General features: G+C 70.7%; 14 protein-coding genes. 9 read left to right on the forward strand and 5 right to left on the reverse strand.

Annotated features, from left to right (window positions below; translation table 11 throughout):
• Nucleotides 1-45 precede the first annotated feature (45 nt).
• Complete coding sequence (locus AB0D34_RS16065; protein WP_362661900.1) at nucleotides 46-720, reverse strand: DUF3043 domain-containing protein; 675 nt, start codon at nucleotides 718-720, stop codon at nucleotides 46-48.
• Nucleotides 721-938: 218 nt separating this feature from the next.
• Here AB0D34_RS16065 and AB0D34_RS16070 point away from each other — a divergent pair, with 218 nt between their 5' ends.
• From AB0D34_RS16070 to AB0D34_RS16100, 7 genes are all read left to right on the forward strand, one after another.
• On the forward strand, nucleotides 939-1,718 hold the full coding sequence (locus tag AB0D34_RS16070; protein ID WP_356586361.1) for a PspA/IM30 family protein: 780 nt from the start codon (nucleotides 939-941) through the stop codon (nucleotides 1,716-1,718).
• Nucleotides 1,719-1,740: 22 nt separating this feature from the next.
• Nucleotides 1,741-2,019, forward strand: a complete 279-nt coding sequence (locus AB0D34_RS16075) for a hypothetical protein (RefSeq protein WP_362661902.1) — start codon at nucleotides 1,741-1,743, stop codon at nucleotides 2,017-2,019.
• A 208-nt stretch (nucleotides 2,020-2,227) separates the two neighbouring features.
• A complete protein-coding gene (locus tag AB0D34_RS16080) occupies nucleotides 2,228-3,460 on the forward strand; it encodes a histidine kinase (protein ID WP_362661904.1) in 1,233 nt (410 codons plus the stop codon).
• Complete coding sequence (locus AB0D34_RS16085; RefSeq protein ID WP_362661906.1) at nucleotides 3,457-4,137, forward strand: response regulator transcription factor; 681 nt, start codon at nucleotides 3,457-3,459, stop codon at nucleotides 4,135-4,137. Before AB0D34_RS16080 ends, AB0D34_RS16085 begins: the two co-directional genes overlap by 4 nt.
• Nucleotides 4,138-4,238: 101 nt before the next feature.
• Entirely contained in the window at nucleotides 4,239-4,664 is a 426-nt protein-coding gene (locus AB0D34_RS16090) for a YciI family protein (RefSeq protein ID WP_362661908.1), read from the forward strand.
• Nucleotides 4,657-5,802, forward strand: coding sequence for a DUF6596 domain-containing protein (locus tag AB0D34_RS16095; protein WP_362661910.1), 1,146 nt, complete (start codon nucleotides 4,657-4,659; stop codon nucleotides 5,800-5,802). The genes AB0D34_RS16090 and AB0D34_RS16095 overlap by 8 nt, the downstream gene beginning before the upstream one ends.
• An 81-nt stretch (nucleotides 5,803-5,883) precedes the next feature.
• Nucleotides 5,884-8,145, forward strand: coding sequence for a protein kinase (locus tag AB0D34_RS16100; RefSeq protein ID WP_362661912.1), 2,262 nt, complete (start codon nucleotides 5,884-5,886; stop codon nucleotides 8,143-8,145).
• A gap of 18 nt (nucleotides 8,146-8,163) precedes the next feature.
• Here the strand turns inward: AB0D34_RS16100 and nadA are convergent, their stop codons facing one another.
• On the reverse strand, nucleotides 8,164-9,348 hold the full coding sequence (gene nadA / locus AB0D34_RS16105) for a quinolinate synthase NadA (RefSeq protein WP_362661914.1): 1,185 nt from the start codon (nucleotides 9,346-9,348) through the stop codon (nucleotides 8,164-8,166).
• Nucleotides 9,349-9,591: 243 nt separating this feature from the next.
• On the opposite strand from nadA, the gene AB0D34_RS16110 reads away from it, so the two are divergent.
• On the forward strand, nucleotides 9,592-9,948 hold the full coding sequence (locus AB0D34_RS16110; RefSeq protein WP_164427171.1) for an iron-sulfur cluster assembly accessory protein: 357 nt from the start codon (nucleotides 9,592-9,594) through the stop codon (nucleotides 9,946-9,948).
• Nucleotides 9,949-10,015: 67 nt separating this feature from the next.
• Here AB0D34_RS16110 and AB0D34_RS16115 read toward each other — a convergent pair whose 3' ends face one another.
• Both AB0D34_RS16115 and AB0D34_RS16120 read right to left on the reverse strand, forming a co-directional pair.
• Nucleotides 10,016-11,956: a hypothetical protein gene (locus AB0D34_RS16115; protein ID WP_362661916.1), complete on the reverse strand. Its 1,941-nt coding sequence runs from the start codon at nucleotides 11,954-11,956 to the stop codon at nucleotides 10,016-10,018.
• A gap of 164 nt (nucleotides 11,957-12,120) precedes the next feature.
• Complete coding sequence (locus AB0D34_RS16120; RefSeq protein ID WP_362661918.1) at nucleotides 12,121-12,330, reverse strand: hypothetical protein; 210 nt, start codon at nucleotides 12,328-12,330, stop codon at nucleotides 12,121-12,123.
• A gap of 151 nt (nucleotides 12,331-12,481) precedes the next feature.
• On the opposite strand from AB0D34_RS16120, the gene AB0D34_RS16125 reads away from it, so the two are divergent.
• Complete coding sequence (locus tag AB0D34_RS16125) at nucleotides 12,482-13,456, forward strand: carbohydrate kinase family protein (RefSeq protein WP_362661920.1); 975 nt, start codon at nucleotides 12,482-12,484, stop codon at nucleotides 13,454-13,456.
• Nucleotides 13,457-13,460: 4 nt separating this feature from the next.
• Here AB0D34_RS16125 and AB0D34_RS16130 read toward each other — a convergent pair whose 3' ends face one another.
• Nucleotides 13,461-14,822, reverse strand: a complete 1,362-nt coding sequence (locus AB0D34_RS16130; RefSeq protein WP_362661922.1) for an aminotransferase class V-fold PLP-dependent enzyme — start codon at nucleotides 14,820-14,822, stop codon at nucleotides 13,461-13,463.
• Nucleotides 14,823-14,931 lie beyond the last annotated feature (109 nt).

Below are 14,931 nucleotides of genomic sequence, written 5' to 3' on the forward strand. Positions count from 1 at the left end.
TGTCCAGCCAGGCATCTGCCGCACCCCCGGAGAAAGACGTCGTACTCAGGGCCGCTCTCCGCGCTTGACCTGCGGCTTCGGCAGCCGGAGGCGACGCATCTGGAGGGAGCGCATGAGGGCGTAGGCGACCGCGCCCTTCCGGTTGTGGTCCGGGAAGCGCTCGGCGAGCTGCTTCTTCAGCCGGAAGCCGTTGAGGATCGCGTCGAGCACGATGAGCACGATCACCACGAGCCACAGCAGCAGGGCGATGCTCTGCAGCGCGCCCACCTGCACCATGCTCAGCACGAGGATGACCACGGCCATCGGCAGGAAGAACTCCGCGACGTTGAACCGCGAGTCGATGAAGTCGCGGGCGTACTTGCGCACCGGCCCCTTGTCGCGCGCGGGCAGGTAGCGCTCGTCGCCGCCGGCCAGCGCCTGGCGCTGCCTGTCCAGCGCGGCACGGCGCTCGTCGCGCTGGCGCTTGGCCGCCTCCTTGCGCGTCGTCGGCGTGTTGGCCACGCTGCGGCGCTGGGACTGGGCCTCACTGCGCTTGGGCGTGGGCCGACCCTTGGGGGCCTGCGGGTCACGGATCTGCTTGGAGTCGGTCAGCGACGCCTGGTCGGCGGCTGCCTTCTCGTCCTTGGTGGCACGGCTACGGAACACAAAACCCAAGGGTAAGGGGTGTCCGGGGTTGGGCCCCAGTCCTGTGGGGAACGATCCGGCAACACCAGTCGTCATGTAGGGGGACAGAGGGGACGTCCGGTGACGGGTTGCTCACCCTGAAGGTCACCTACTCCTTACGCCGGAGCAAGGGAATGGTCAGTCGTCCTTGGGGATGAGCGCATCCGTCCCGGAACAGTGCGTCAATGGATGCAGGGCCCGTACTGTGGGTTCTGTCGCAGAGCTGGAGCTGGAAGTCCGTCAGAAGGGGGCGCGCGAAGCCCATGAGCGGTGTCATGAAGCGTATGGGGATGATCTTCCGCGCGAAGGCGAACAAGGCCCTTGACCGGGCCGAGGACCCGCGCGAAACCCTCGATTACTCGTACCAGAAGCAGCTGGAGCTGCTCCAGAAGGTGCGCCGGGGCGTGGCCGACGTGGCCACCTCGCGCAAGCGCCTGGAGCTTCAGCTGAACCAGTTGCAGTCGCAGTCCTCGAAGCTGGAGGACCAGGGCCGCAAGGCGCTCGCGCTGGGCCGGGAGGACCTGGCCCGTGAGGCCCTCTCCCGTCGCGCCGCGCTCCAGCAGCAGGTGACCGATCTGGAGACCCAGCACTCGACTCTGCAGGGCGAGGAGGAGAAGCTCACCCTTGCGGCCCAGCGCCTCCAGGCCAAGGTGGACGCCTTCCGTACGAAGAAGGAGACCATCAAGGCGACCTACACCGCGGCCCAGGCGCAGACCCGGATCGGCGAGGCCTTCTCCGGCATCTCCGAGGAGATGGGCGACGTGGGCCTGGCGATTCAGCGCGCCGAGGACAAGACGGCACAGCTCCAGGCACGGGCGGGTGCGATCGACGAACTCCTCGCCTCGGGTGCCCTCGACGACCAGTCCGGGATGCACAAGGACGACATCCAGGCCGAGCTGGACCGGCTCTCCGGTGGTACGGATGTAGAGCTGGAACTGCAGCGCATGAAGGCGGAGCTGGCGGGAGGTTCCTCGTCGCAGCAGGCGATCGAGGGCGGCACCGGCCAGGCGCAGTCCCAGCAACCGCAGGACACCCCGCGCTTCGACAAGCAGTAGGTCCCACGCCGAGGAGGGCGACATGATCGTACGGATCATGGGGGAGGGTCAGGTGAGACTGGCCGACAGCCACCTCGCCGACCTGAACAAGCTGGACGACGAGCTGTTGGCCGAGATGGAGAACGGCGACGGCCCAGGCTTCCGCCGCACCCTCCAAGCCCTCCTCGCCCGAGTCCGGGAACTGGGCACCCCACTCCCGGACGACTCCCTCGAACCCTCGGAACTGATCCTCCCGTCCGAGGACGCGACCCTGGAGGAAGTCCGGGACCTCCTGAGCGACGACGGGTTGATCCCGGGCTGACGGCTGGTTTTCCGGCGGGGCCGCACTTGTCGATGCCGGTCCAGGCAATTCCAGCCCGTCCGGCGTTTGAGGACGAGGCCCCTTCAGGGCCGATGCGGGGGTGTGGGGGCGGCAGCCCCCGGGACGGTCACCACGACATGGCCAAGGATCCGGAAACGTACAGGTGGCCCCCGTTCCGCCCCCGGCAGGGCCCCCGTACTGTTCAATCGTGAGCCGCCCCCTCGACCGCGCCCGGCACCACCTCAAGGCGCACCCCCTGGCCCTGGACGCCGTCCTCGCGGCGGGCGTCCTCGCCTGCATGGTGGCCGGCTCCTTCGTGGCACCCCACGAGAAGGACGCCGTCAGCTGGAGCATCCGCACCCCGGCCCTCCTCAGCCTCGTGCTCATGGCCCTCGCCGCCCTCGCCCTGGTGTTCCGCCGCCGCGCGCCCATGACGGTCCTCGCCCTCACCGGCACCGCCTCGATCATCGAGTGCGTCACCGGCGACCCCCGCGCCCCCGTGGCGATGTCCGCCGTGATCGCCCTCTTCACCGTCGCCTCCGCCACCGACCGCCCCACCACCTGGCGCGTCGGCCTGCTCACCATGACCGTGCTCACCGGCGCCGCCATGCTCGCAGGACCGCTGCCCTGGTACGCCCAGGAGAACCTCGCCATCCTGGCCTGGACCGGCATCGGCGCCACCGCCGGCGACGCCGTCCGCAGCCGCCGCGCCTTCGTCCGGGCCATCAGGGAGCGTGCCGAGAAGGCCGAACGCACCCGTGAGGAAGAGGCCCGACGGAGGGTCGCCGAGGAACGCCTCCGGATAGCCCGCGACCTGCACGACGTCGTCGCCCACCACATCGCCCTGGTCAACGTCCAGGCCGGAGTCGCCGCACACGTCATGGACAAGCGCCCGGACCAGGCCAAGGAGGCCCTCGCCCACGTACGCGAGGCCAGCCGCTCCGCGCTCAACGAACTCCGCGCCACCGTCGGCCTGCTGAGACAGTCCGGCGACCCCGAGGCCCCCACCGAACCCGCCCCCGGCCTCGCCCGCCTCGACGAACTCGTCGGCACCTTCCGCAGCGCGGGCCAGCACGTCGAGGTCGCCCGCGCCGACCACGGCACCACCCTCCCCGCCGCCGTCGACCTGGCCGCCTACCGGGTCATCCAGGAAGCCCTCACCAACGTGCAGAAACATGTCGGCACGGAGGCGAAGGCCGAGGTCAGTGTCGTACGCGTCGGCCCCAACGTGGAGATCACCGTCCTCGACGACGGCACCGGCGAGGAGGACACCCCCGACAGCGGCGGCGGCCACGGCCTCCTCGGCATGCGCGAGCGCGTCACCGCCCTGCGCGGCACCCTCACCACCGGTCCCCGCTACGGAGGCGGTTTCCGCGTCCATGCGATCCTGCCCGTGAAGACCCGCACCGCAGCGAGGGACGAACCGGGGGAGCCCGTATGACGATCCGTGTCCTGCTCGCCGACGACCAGGCACTGCTGCGCAGCGCCTTCCGGGTGCTCGTCGACTCGGAGCCGGACATGGAGGTGGTCGGCGAGGCGTCCGACGGCGCCGAGGCCGTCCGGCTGACCAAGCAGGAGCGCGCGGACGTCGTCCTCATGGACATCCGGATGCCCGGTACGGACGGCCTGGCGGCCACCCGCATGATCAGCGAGGACCCCTCCCTGGCCCATGTCCGGGTGGTCATCCTGACGACCTTCGAGGTCGACGACTACGTCGTGCAGTCCCTGCGGGCCGGCGCCTCCGGCTTCCTCGGCAAGGGCAGCGAGCCCGAGGAACTCCTCAGTGCCATCCGGGTCGCGGCCGGCGGTGAGGCCCTGCTGTCCCCGGCCGCCACCAAGGGCCTGATCGCCCGCTTCCTCGCCCAGGGCGACGCGGACGAGGAGCCGGACCCCCTCCGCTCCGAACGCCTCGCCGCCCTCACCCACCGCGAACGCGAGGTCCTCGTCCAGGTCGCCGGCGGCCACTCCAACGACGAGATCGCCGAACGCCTTGAGGTCAGCCCGCTCACCGTGAAGACCCACGTCAACCGGGCCATGGCCAAGCTGCGGGCACGGGACCGGGCCCAGCTGGTGGTGATCGCGTACGAGTCGGGGCTGGTACGTCCAAGGGTGGAGTGAGCCAAGGTGATTCTCCCGGCGATGTCGAGATCCCGCGCCCCGCTCCGTCCCCGGGGTGAGCGCGACCAGAATGGGTCGCATCAGGACCGAGGAGAGACACCATGGCCAAGTACCTGCTGCTGAAGCACTACCGTGGCGCCCCGGCTCCGGCCAACGACGTGCCCATGGAGAAGTGGACCCCTGAGGAGATCTCGGCGCATGTGCAGTACATGCGGGACTTCGCGGCCCGGCTGGAGGAGAGCGGGGAGTACGTCGAGGGGCAGGCGCTCGCTCCCGAGGGGGAGTGGGTCCGGTACGACGGCGAGGGGCGCCCTCCGGTCACCGACGGGCCGTTCGCCGAGACCAAGGACCTCATCGCCGGCTGGATGATCATCGACGTCGACAGCCACGAGCGGGCCGTCGAGCTGGCCGGTGAGCTGTCCGCCGCCCCCGGCGCCGGCGGGAAGCCGATCCACGAGTGGCTGGAGCTGCGGCCGTTCCTCGCCGCGTCGCCCACCGCCACGGACGACTGCCACGCCGGTGGATGAGGCCCTGCTCAGAGGCCTCACACCGAGCGTGCTGACCGTCCTCGGCCGCCGCGGAGCAGACTTCGCGGCGGCCGAGGACGCCGTCCAGGACGCCCTTGTCGAGGCGGTCCGCGTCTGGCCGGACGACCCGCCGCGGGACGCGAAGGGCTGGCTGGTCACCGTGGCCTGGCGCAAGTTCCTCGACCAGACCCGCGCGGACACCGCGCGCCGCCGGCGTGAGGACCGTATCGAGGAGGAACCGGCGCCCGGGCCCGCCCCCGGCGTGGACGACACGCTCCAGCTGTACTTCCTGTGCGCCCACCCCTCGCTCACCCCGTCCTCAGCGGTCGCGCTCACCCTGCGCGCCGTCGGCGGGCTCACCACCCGGCAGATCGCCCAGGCCTACCTGGTGCCCGAGGCGACCATGGCACAGCGCATCAGCCGGGCCAAGCGCACGGTCTCCGGGGTGCGCTTCGACCGGCCCGGCGATGTGGCCACCGTGCTGCGCGTGCTCTACCTCGTCTTCAACGAGGGCTACTCCGGCGATGTCGACCTCGCCGCCGAGGCCATCCGCCTCACCCGGCAGCTCGCCGCCGTCATCGACCACCCCGAGGTCGCCGGGCTGCTCGCCCTCATGCTGCTCCACCACGCCCGGAGGGCCTCCCGCACCGCCCCCGACGGCAGCCTGGTCCCGCTGGCCGAGCAGGACCGCACCCGCTGGGACACCGCCGCGATCGCCGAGGGCGTGCGGATCCTCCAGACCGCCCTCGCCCGCGACCGGCTGGGGGAGTTCCAGGCCCAGGCCGCCATCGCCGCCCTGCACGCCGACGCGCCCACCGCCGAGGAGACCGACTGGGTGCAGATCGTCGAGTGGTACGACGAGCTCGCCCGTCTGACCGACAGCCCCGTCGTCCGCCTCAACCGCGCGGTCGCCGTCGGTGAGGCCGACGGCCCCCGCGCGGGCCTCGCCGCCCTCGCCGGGATCGAGGACTCCCTGCCCCGCAGGACCGCGGTCGAGGCCCATCTCCGTGAACGTGACGGCGACCTGGAGACGGCGGCCCGTCTGTACGCCGAAGCCGCCCACAAGGCACCCAACCTCGCCGAACGCGACTATCTGACCCGCCGGGCCGCCCGGCTCAACACCCGCGGGAGTCAGTGACCTTCCCCTTGGGCCGAGCCCGACCCTCCCGTTACATATGCTGTGCCCTCGAACTGCCGTGCGCGGGAAAGGGATTCGGGCGTGCCACTGCACAAGGACGACCCGAAATCGGTCGGAGGGTACAAACTGGTCGACCGGCTGGGCGCCGGCGGCATGGGCATCGTGTACCGGGCCAGATCCAGGTCCGGGCGAGAGCTCGCCGTGAAGGTGGTGCACGCCCAGCACGCCGAGGACAAGGTCTTCCGCGCCCGTTTCCGCCTGGAGATCGAGGCCGTCCGCAAGGTCAGCGGCGCCTTCACCGCACCGGTCGTGGACGCCGACCCCGAGGCGGCACGGCCCTGGATGGCCACCCAGTACGTCCCCGGCCGCTCCCTCGCCGAGCGGATCCGTGAGCGGGGCGCGCTGAAGGACGCCGAACTGCGGCAACTGGCCCTCGGGTTGGTGGAGGCGCTGCGGGACATCCACCGGGCCGGGGTCGTGCACCGGGACCTCAAGCCCGCCAACGTGCTGCTGGCCGAGGACGGGCCCCGGGTCATCGACTTCGGTATCTCCCGTGCCGCCGAGAACCACAACACCCTCACCGAGACCGGGCAGATGATCGGCACCCCGCCCTTCATGTCCCCGGAACAGTTCACCGACGCCCGCACCGTCGGTCCCGCCTCCGACGTCTTCTCGCTCGGCGCGCTGCTGGTGTTCTCGGCCACCGGACGGGGGCCGTTCGACGCCGACAGCCCTTATCTGACCGCCTTCAGGGTGGTCCACGAGTCACCCGTGCTGGACGGCGTGGCGCAGCCCCTGCGCGCCGTCCTGGAACGCTGCCTGAGCAAGGAGCCCGCCGAGCGGCCCGAACTCGACGACCTCGCCAAGGAGTTCGTGGCCGTCCTGCCCGAGGCCGACTCCGCCGGACCGGACACCATGTCGCTGCGCGGGGACGTCCTGCGGGCCATGGGGGAGACGTACGCCGAGGCCGATCCGCGGGCGACCACCCGGAGCCCACAGCGGCGAGGGCCGGGCGGGCCCGTACGGGTGCGTGACGGACGCCGTCGTCTCCGCCGCCCGCTGCTGGTCGCCGCGGCCACCGCGGGCGCGCTGAGCCTGGGCCTGCTGGGGTACCTCCGCTTCGGACCGGGGTTCGAGCCCAGCCCCGAGGCGCTGGCCCCCGCCCCGTCCGCGAGCTCCCGCTGGGCGGCCGTGCCCTCCGGCTGGCAGCCCTGGCAGACGACGGCGTACAAGTCGGCGCCGCGCGGCGAGGTCGAACCGCTGGACAACGAGAGCGCCGAGTCGCCCGACGTCGCCTGCGCGAGGTATGAGGGGGCGGTCTACTGCGGGGGCAGCAGCGTCCTCCCGGTGCGTCTGGACGGCCGTACCGGGGACACCGTCTGGCGCGCCTCCATCGCGTCCCCCAACTCGACGCTGAACGACTTCACGATCCTCGGCGTGCGAGACGACGCGGTGCTCGTCCGCCACTCCATCTACCCGGTCGGCGCCACGAGCGGCTCGGTCAGCGTCGTCGCCCTCGACACCGAGAGCGGGGAGCAGCTCTGGGCCCGCACGGTGAACGACACGAGCGTCGACCTGGCCCTGTCCGGTGACCTCGTCCTGACCACCGACACCAGCGGCACGCTGGTGACCGCCCGCGCCCCGCGCACCGGCATCGACCGCTGGACCATGCGGCTGCCCACCGGCGCGTACTGCCAGTTCCCGACGGTCGGCTCCGTCCTGTACGCGCACTGCTTCCCGTCGGACGAGTCCGGGCCCGCCACGCTCCTGGAACTGAACCGGACCGACGGATCGGTGGTCCGGAGGCTGAAGACCCCGTACAAGACCGGCATGCTCGGCGAGGTCGACGGCCGTCTGGCCCTCGTCATCGGGAACGGCACCGGCCCGGCGCGCCCCGAGGACCTGACGTTCGGCGAGATCTGGCTGGCCGACCCCAAGACCGGCGTCGGCACCACGACGAAGCTGACGAAGACCTACAAGGGCTCGGTGACACTGGCCGCCGGCACCCTGTGGATCACCAGGACCGACGGCCAGGTGACCGCCGTGTCCCCGCTGACCGGCAGACAGCTGTGGCAGACCCGCACCAGCGTCGAGGGCTCGGGCAGGCCGACGTACGACGCCCGCACCCGCACCCTGTACCTGGCCAGCCCGAGCGGCCGGGTCGCGGCCCTCGACGCGCGCGAGGGCACGCTGCTGTGGGAGACGGGCACGCACGCCGAGCGCCTGTCGAACAGCTACACGATCAAGGCCGAGGTGCTGCCGTACGACGGCGCGCTGACCGTGAGCACCCCGGACGGCACCGTCTTCGGCCTCGACCCGGCTCACCCCGGGGCGTCGGGGTGAGCACAGGCCGCACCGGCTTTACGGCAGCGCCAGCATCCGCTCCAGCGCCAGCTTGGCGAACGCCTCGGTCTCCTTGTCGACCTCGATCCGGTTGACGAGTTTGCCGTCGGCCAGCGACTCCAGGGTCCAGACCAGGTGGGGCAGGTCGATGCGGTTCATGGTCGAGCAGAAGCAGACCGTCTTGTCGAGGAAGACGATCTCCTTGCCCTCGGGGGCGAAACGGTTCGCGAGGCGTCGTACGAGATTGAGCTCGGTCCCGATCGCCCACTTCGAGCCGGCCGGGGCCGCCTCCAGCGCCTTGATGATGTACTCCGTCGAGCCGACGTAGTCCGCGGCGGCGACGACCTCGTGCTTGCACTCGGGGTGCACGAGGACGTTCACACCGGGGATGCGGGCGCGGACGTCCTCCACCGACTCCAGCGAGAAGCGGCCGTGCACCGAGCAGTGACCGCGCCACAGGATCATCTTCGCGTCCCGCAGCTGCTCGGCGGTCAGGCCGCCGTTCGGCTTGTGCGGGTTGTAGACGACACAGTCCTCCAGGGACATGCCCATGTCGCGGACCGCGGTGTTGCGGCCGAGGTGCTGGTCGGGCAGGAAGAGAACCTTCTCACCCTGCTCGAAGGCCCACTCCAGGGCGCGTTTCGCGTTCGACGACGTGCAGATCAGGCCGCCGTGCTTGCCCGTGAAGGCCTTGATGTCCGCCGAGGAGTTCATGTACGACACCGGCACGACCTGCTCGGCTATGCCGGCCTCGGTGAGCGCGTCCCAGCACTCGGCGACCTGCTCGGCCGTCGCCATGTCGGCCATGGAGCAGCCGGCGGCGAGGTCCGGCAGGACCACCTTCTGGTCGTCGGAGGTGAGGATGTCCGCGGACTCGGCCATGAAGTGCACACCGCAGAAGACGATGTACTCGGCCTCCGGGCGGGCGGCCGCGTCCCGGGCCAGCTTGAAGGAGTCGCCCGTGACGTCGGCGAACTGGATGACCTCGTCACGCTGGTAGTGGTGGCCGAGGACGAACACCTTGTCGCCGAGCTTCTCCTTGGCCGCGCGGGCGCGCTCGACCAGGTCGGGGTCGGACGGCGAGGGCAGATCGCCGGGGCACTCGACGCCCCGCTCGCTCTTCGGGTCGGCCTCACGGCCGAGCAGCAACAGGGCGAGCGGAGTCGGCTGTACGTCGAGCTCCGTGGTCTGGGCGGTGGTCACGACACGCACCCTTTCTACTTTTCGTCGAACTGACGTTATCTATCATAACCCGGTTCACGTCACTTTGACGATGGTCATTGCGTCGATGTGACGTGAATCCCGAAGCGGCATTTTCTGACGGCGACCGCATGTGCGAGCATGAAGAAGGCGCCGGAAATCCGGTGCCCGGCCCGGAATGAATCCGCGGCCTTGCCGGTTGCACCAGTCGGCAAGCAGTCTCCGTACAACCCGGGAGAGATGTAGATGTCCGTATCGGACGAGACCGGCACCGTCACCGACGGCATCATCCTGTCCGACGCCGCCGCGTCGAAGGTCAAGGCCCTGCTCGATCAGGAAGGCCGTGACGACCTGGCCCTGCGCGTCGCCGTCCAGCCCGGCGGCTGCTCCGGCCTGCGTTACCAGCTCTTCTTCGACGAGCGTTCCCTCGACGGCGATGTCGTCAAGGACTTCGGCGGCGTCAAGGTCGTCACCGACCGCATGAGCGCCCCTTACCTGGGCGGCGCGTCCATCGACTTCGTGGACACCATCGAGAAGCAGGGCTTCACGATCGACAACCCGAACGCGACCGGCTCCTGCGCCTGCGGCGACTCCTTCAGCTAAACAGTCTCCAGCGCGAGAAGGCGGCGGCCCCGTCCGACAGGGCCGCCGCCTTCTCGCGTCTCCGGGACTACTGGGCCCCGGAGGTCTCCGGCAGCCGAGCGGCTCCCGCCTTCTTCGGGATCTCCTTGCCGTCCGAGCCCACGACCTTGCGGTCGCCGAGCGGCTCGTCCAGCGGCACCGTCTTCTGGATCTCCTTGGCGATCATGATGCAGACCTTGTCCGGCCAGGGCGTATAGGTCACCGTCACCGCCACCTCGCCCGAGCTCTCCTTCGCCGACGCGGCGTAGTCCCCGCACACCCCGCCCGTGAAGCTGACGGTCAGCTGGTCACCGTCGGCCGTGTAGCCGTCCACCTTCACGTCCCGCGTCTTCGGCGCCGAGCTCGGCTCCTCGGAGGGTGCCGTGGGGGAGGCAGGCGCACTGGGCGTCGCGGTCGCCGGGGAGGCGATGTACTTCGGGTCGACCGCCGGATACGTCACCGTGAACGCGTCCTTCGCGCCCGTCGCCCGCACCTCGAACAGCCAGGACGGCACGAGCGACTGCCGGCCCGCCACGTAGTGCGACGCCAGCCCGAACACTGCCTTCTCGACGGTGAGCGTGCTGTTCGCAGGACTCGCCGTCGACTCCCCGCAGGGCGCCTCAAGCCGGTCCTTCAGCGGTACGGGACTGGCGCAGCCGCCGATGCCCATGCGGTGGCCGGCCGCCGGCACCTTGTTCAGCAGGGCCAGTGTCTTCTCGGCGCTCAGCACGGGATACGTGTCGCTCTTGACCGGCGCCTTCAACTGGCCGGTACCGCCGACCACCTCACCCTGCGCGTTCACGGTGACGCCGGTCGACCAGCCGTACGAGGGCAGCCCGCCGACCAGCGGATCGGCGTTCACCACCCGCTGGGCGCCCATGACCTGGCTCGCGTCGAGCTTCGCGTCGTCCTGGCCCAGCGCCTTCAGCACCGGCGCGGCGGCCTTCTCCGCGGCCCCCTCGCTCACCGGCGCGTCCGTGGAGGGCCCGCACACGGTGGCGCTGTCGCAGTAGTCGATGACGGGGGCGTACCGCTGGAAGGTCCAGGCCCCCGGCGCCTGCTTGTTCACCGTGAGAGCCGGCCCCGAACCGTCCTTGACGCCGACCCGCCAGACCTCCCCCTGCGCCACCGGCTTCCCCTCGACCCCGAGCGACTCGGCGAGCCGCGTCACGTCGTCCTCGGTGACCTGCCCCCTCGCCTGGTAGACGGCCGCCGAGCCGGGCCCCTTGGGGAGACTCCCGTCGACGCGATAGGTCACGCCGTACGGATTCGGCTCCCCGGGCGCGATTCCATTGCCCTCCCCGCCGCTCCGGCTGTACCCGTCGAGCGTGAGAAGCGGGGGAGTGTCGTCACCGGACGCCCCGGACGTCGTGTCCTTCCCGGACCCTCCGGAGGCACTCGTGGCGAGGTAAGCCCCGCCACCTCCGACCAGCAGTACGGCGGCGGCGACAGCGGCGATGACGACGGGCGAGCGGCGCCGGGAGGGACGGAGATCGTCGGCGCCCTCGTCCCGGGGGACCTCGGAGCGGGAGGGTGCGGATTCGTCCGATGCGACAGCGGCGTCGGCGGCCAGGGAGGCGTCCTGCCCGCTGACGCTGTCGGATCCCGCAACGCTGTCGGATCCCGCAGACTCGTCCCGCTCGGCCGCGGCGTCAGCCGTCTCGGCCCCGGTCGGACTCGCAACGGCGTCGGCGGCTGCGGGCTCGTCCGGGTCGGCGGCGGCGACTCGCTCCTCGGGCTCCGCGGCGCCTTCGGCCGCGACGGCTTCACCGTCTCGATCAGCCCCGGTGCGGCTTTCTTCCGTACCGTCGGCCTCCGCCGCCGGAGGAGCCCCGGCACGGCCCGACTCCTCGTCACCGGAAACCCCGGAGCCCTGCTTCTCCACGGCGCCGCCCGCTCCCCGCGCGCCAAGAGCTTCCGCAGCGCTCCCGTCCCCACCGCCGGAGGCGTCGGCCCCGGTGTCGTCGTTGTCGGGTCGCTCGGTGTTCACCGCATCGCTCCTTCTGCTGCGCAACTGTCCCTCGACCCTGACCCGACCCTGTCAAAAAGGTCGGCGAACGGGTCGTATCCCGCATCCCCTTTCCGGGGGACGGCGATGGGACGCAGCAGGGGAGCGCGCGGTTCCCTCGAACGCGCCGACTCGCGCCCCGTGGCTCAGTCGCCGTACTCCGACATGGCATCCAGCAGCCGGGCGGAGCCCTCGGGCACCGTCACACCGTGGATGAGCGAGGGAGAGACCGGAAGAGAAATCATCCGCTCCGGAACCGCCCAGTGGGGAGCCATCCGGGCGCAGTCCCCGAGCAGCGAGGCAAGGTCGCTGTCCAGGTCGGCCGGGGTGGGGGCGTACAGCTCGAGGTTCGTCATGACGGAACCGTATGCACGCCGCTGCCCGCGAAGAAAGATCTACTATCGGGTAGTTTTACCTGCTTCAGTGCTCCGTCGGCCGCCTCGCAGTACTCCATACGGACCCGATAGCGTTAACCGTCAATACACCCTTCCTCAGGAGAGCCACGCCGTGCGCATCGCAGTCACCGGCTCCATCGCCACCGACCACCTCATGACGTTCCCCGGCCGCTTCGCCGACCAGCTCGTCGCGGACCAGTTGCACACGGTCTCGCTCTCCTTCCTGGTCGACAACCTCGACGTCCGCAGGGGCGGCGTCGGCGCGAACATCGCCTTCGGCATGGGCCAGCTCGGCACCAACCCGATCCTCGTCGGTGCCGCGGGCTTCGACTTCGACGAGTACCGCTCCTGGCTGGACCGGCACGGCGTCGACACCTCGTCCGTCCGTATCTCGGAGACGCTGCACACCGCCCGATTCGTGTGCACCACCGACGCCGACCACAACCAGATCGGCTCCTTCTACACGGGCGCGATGAGCGAGGCCCGCCAGATCGAGCTGAAGACGGTGGCCGACCGGGTCGACGGACTCGACCTGGTCCTCATCGGCGCGGACGACCCCGAGGCGATGCTCCGCCACACCGAGGAGTGCCGCTCGCGCGGTATCCCCTTCGCCGCGGACTTCTCCCAGCAGATCGCCCGGATGAACGGCGACGAGATCCGGATCCTCCTCGACGGGGCGACGTACCTCTTCTCCAACGAGTACGAGAAGGGGCTCATCGAGTCCAAGACCGGCTGGTCGGACGCGGAGATCCTCGCGAAGGTGGGGCACCGGGTCACCACGCTCGGCGCGCAGGGCGTGCGGGTCGAGAAGGCCGGTGAGGAGCCGATCGTCGTCGGCTGCGCGGAGGAGGAGCGCAAGGCGGACCCCACGGGGGTCGGCGACGCCTTCCGCGCGGGGTTCCTGTCGGGACTGTCCTGGGGTGTCTCGCTGGAGCGGGCGGCGCAGGTCGGCTGCATGCTGGCGACTCTCGTCATCGAGACGGTGGGGACGCAGGAGTACCGGCTGCGGCGGGAGAACTTCATGGAGCGGTTCACCAAGGCGTACGGCGACGAGGCCGCCGACGAGGTCCGCACCCACCTCAAGTGACCCGTCAGGAGATCCGGCGGACCACGTAAGCGGAACCCCGGTCCGCCGGTTCCTCTCCCACGTACTCCTGCTCCCGCATCTCGCACCACGCCGGGATGTCCAGGCGGGCCGCCTCGTCGTCCGAGAGGACCCGGACGGTCCCGCCCACCGGTACGTCTCCGATGACCTTCGCCAGTTCGATGACCGGGATGGGGCAGCGCTTGCCGAGGGCGTCCACGACCAGTGAGTCCTCGTGCGGGGTGGCCGAGGGCATCGGCGCGTCCAGCCGGGACCGCACTGCCGCCACCGCCCTCGGCAGCACCTCCAGGAAACGGTCCACATCCTCGGAAGTCGTCCCCGTCGGCAACGAAACCCGCACATTCCCCTCACTCAGCACCCCCATCGCCTTCAGTACATGGCTGGGCGTCAGCGTGCTGCTCGTACAGGACGAACCGGACGAGACGGAGAAACCCTCCCGGTCCAGCTCGTGCAGCAGGGTCTCCCCGTCGACATAGAGACAGGAGAAGGTGACGATCCCGGGCAACCGGCGCTCCGCGTCCCCGACCACGTCCACGTCGGCGACCAGCTGAGGCACCCGCGCCCGGATCCGCGCCGTCAGCTCCCGCAGCCGTACCGCCTCTTGCGCCGCCTCGGCCCGCACCGCCCGCAGGGAGGCCGCCGCCGCGACGATCGCCGGCAGGTTCTCGAATCCGGGCGCCCGCCCCGACTCCCGCTCGTCGGCGGGCCCTTGGGGCGAGAAGCGGACGCCCTTGCGCACGGCGAGCAGACCGACCCCCGACGGGCCGCCCCACTTGTGCGCACTGGCGGTCAGCAGGGACCACCCACCCTCGACCGGCCCCCACCCGAGCGACTGCGCCGCGTCCACCAGCAACGGCACCCCGGCCTCCTGGCACACGGCGGCGACCTCGGCCACCGGCTGCACGGTCCCCACCTCATGGTTGGCCGACTGCAGACAGGCCAGCGCGGTATCGGGCCGAAGAGCATCCACGTACCCCTGCGGACTCACCCCACCCGTCCGCCCCACCGGAACCTCGGTCACATCGAACAGCTCAGCCGAATGGAGGACGGAGGAGTGTTCGACAGCAGACACGATCAGGTGGCGTCCGATACGACGACGCCCGGCGAGTGCCCCCGCAATACCGGTGTGAACGGCGCGAGTGCCGGAGGAGGTGAACGTCAGCTCGTCAGGACGGCATCCCACAGCGTCGGCAGCGGCTTCCCGAGCAGCATCTAGCAACAACCGAGCCCGCCGCCCTTCCCGATAAAGACGGGAGGGGTCGGCCCACCCTTCATCAAGGGCCGCCAACAGCGCCTGACGAGCAACGGGATGAAGCGGAGCAGAGGAAGCGGCATCGAAGTAAGACACAGGCCAACGCTAGTACCGCCAGGGGCGCGGGGCTGTATCCAATAGCGGCTCCGCCGCGGGGCGCGGCCAGCCACGAACAGCCTTCAGCCGCCAATTCAGCGAACCCCCC

It is taken from the genome of Streptomyces sp. NPDC048420, assembly GCF_040651535.1.
In the GTDB taxonomy this organism is placed as follows: Bacteria; Actinomycetota; Actinomycetes; order Streptomycetales; family Streptomycetaceae; genus Streptomyces.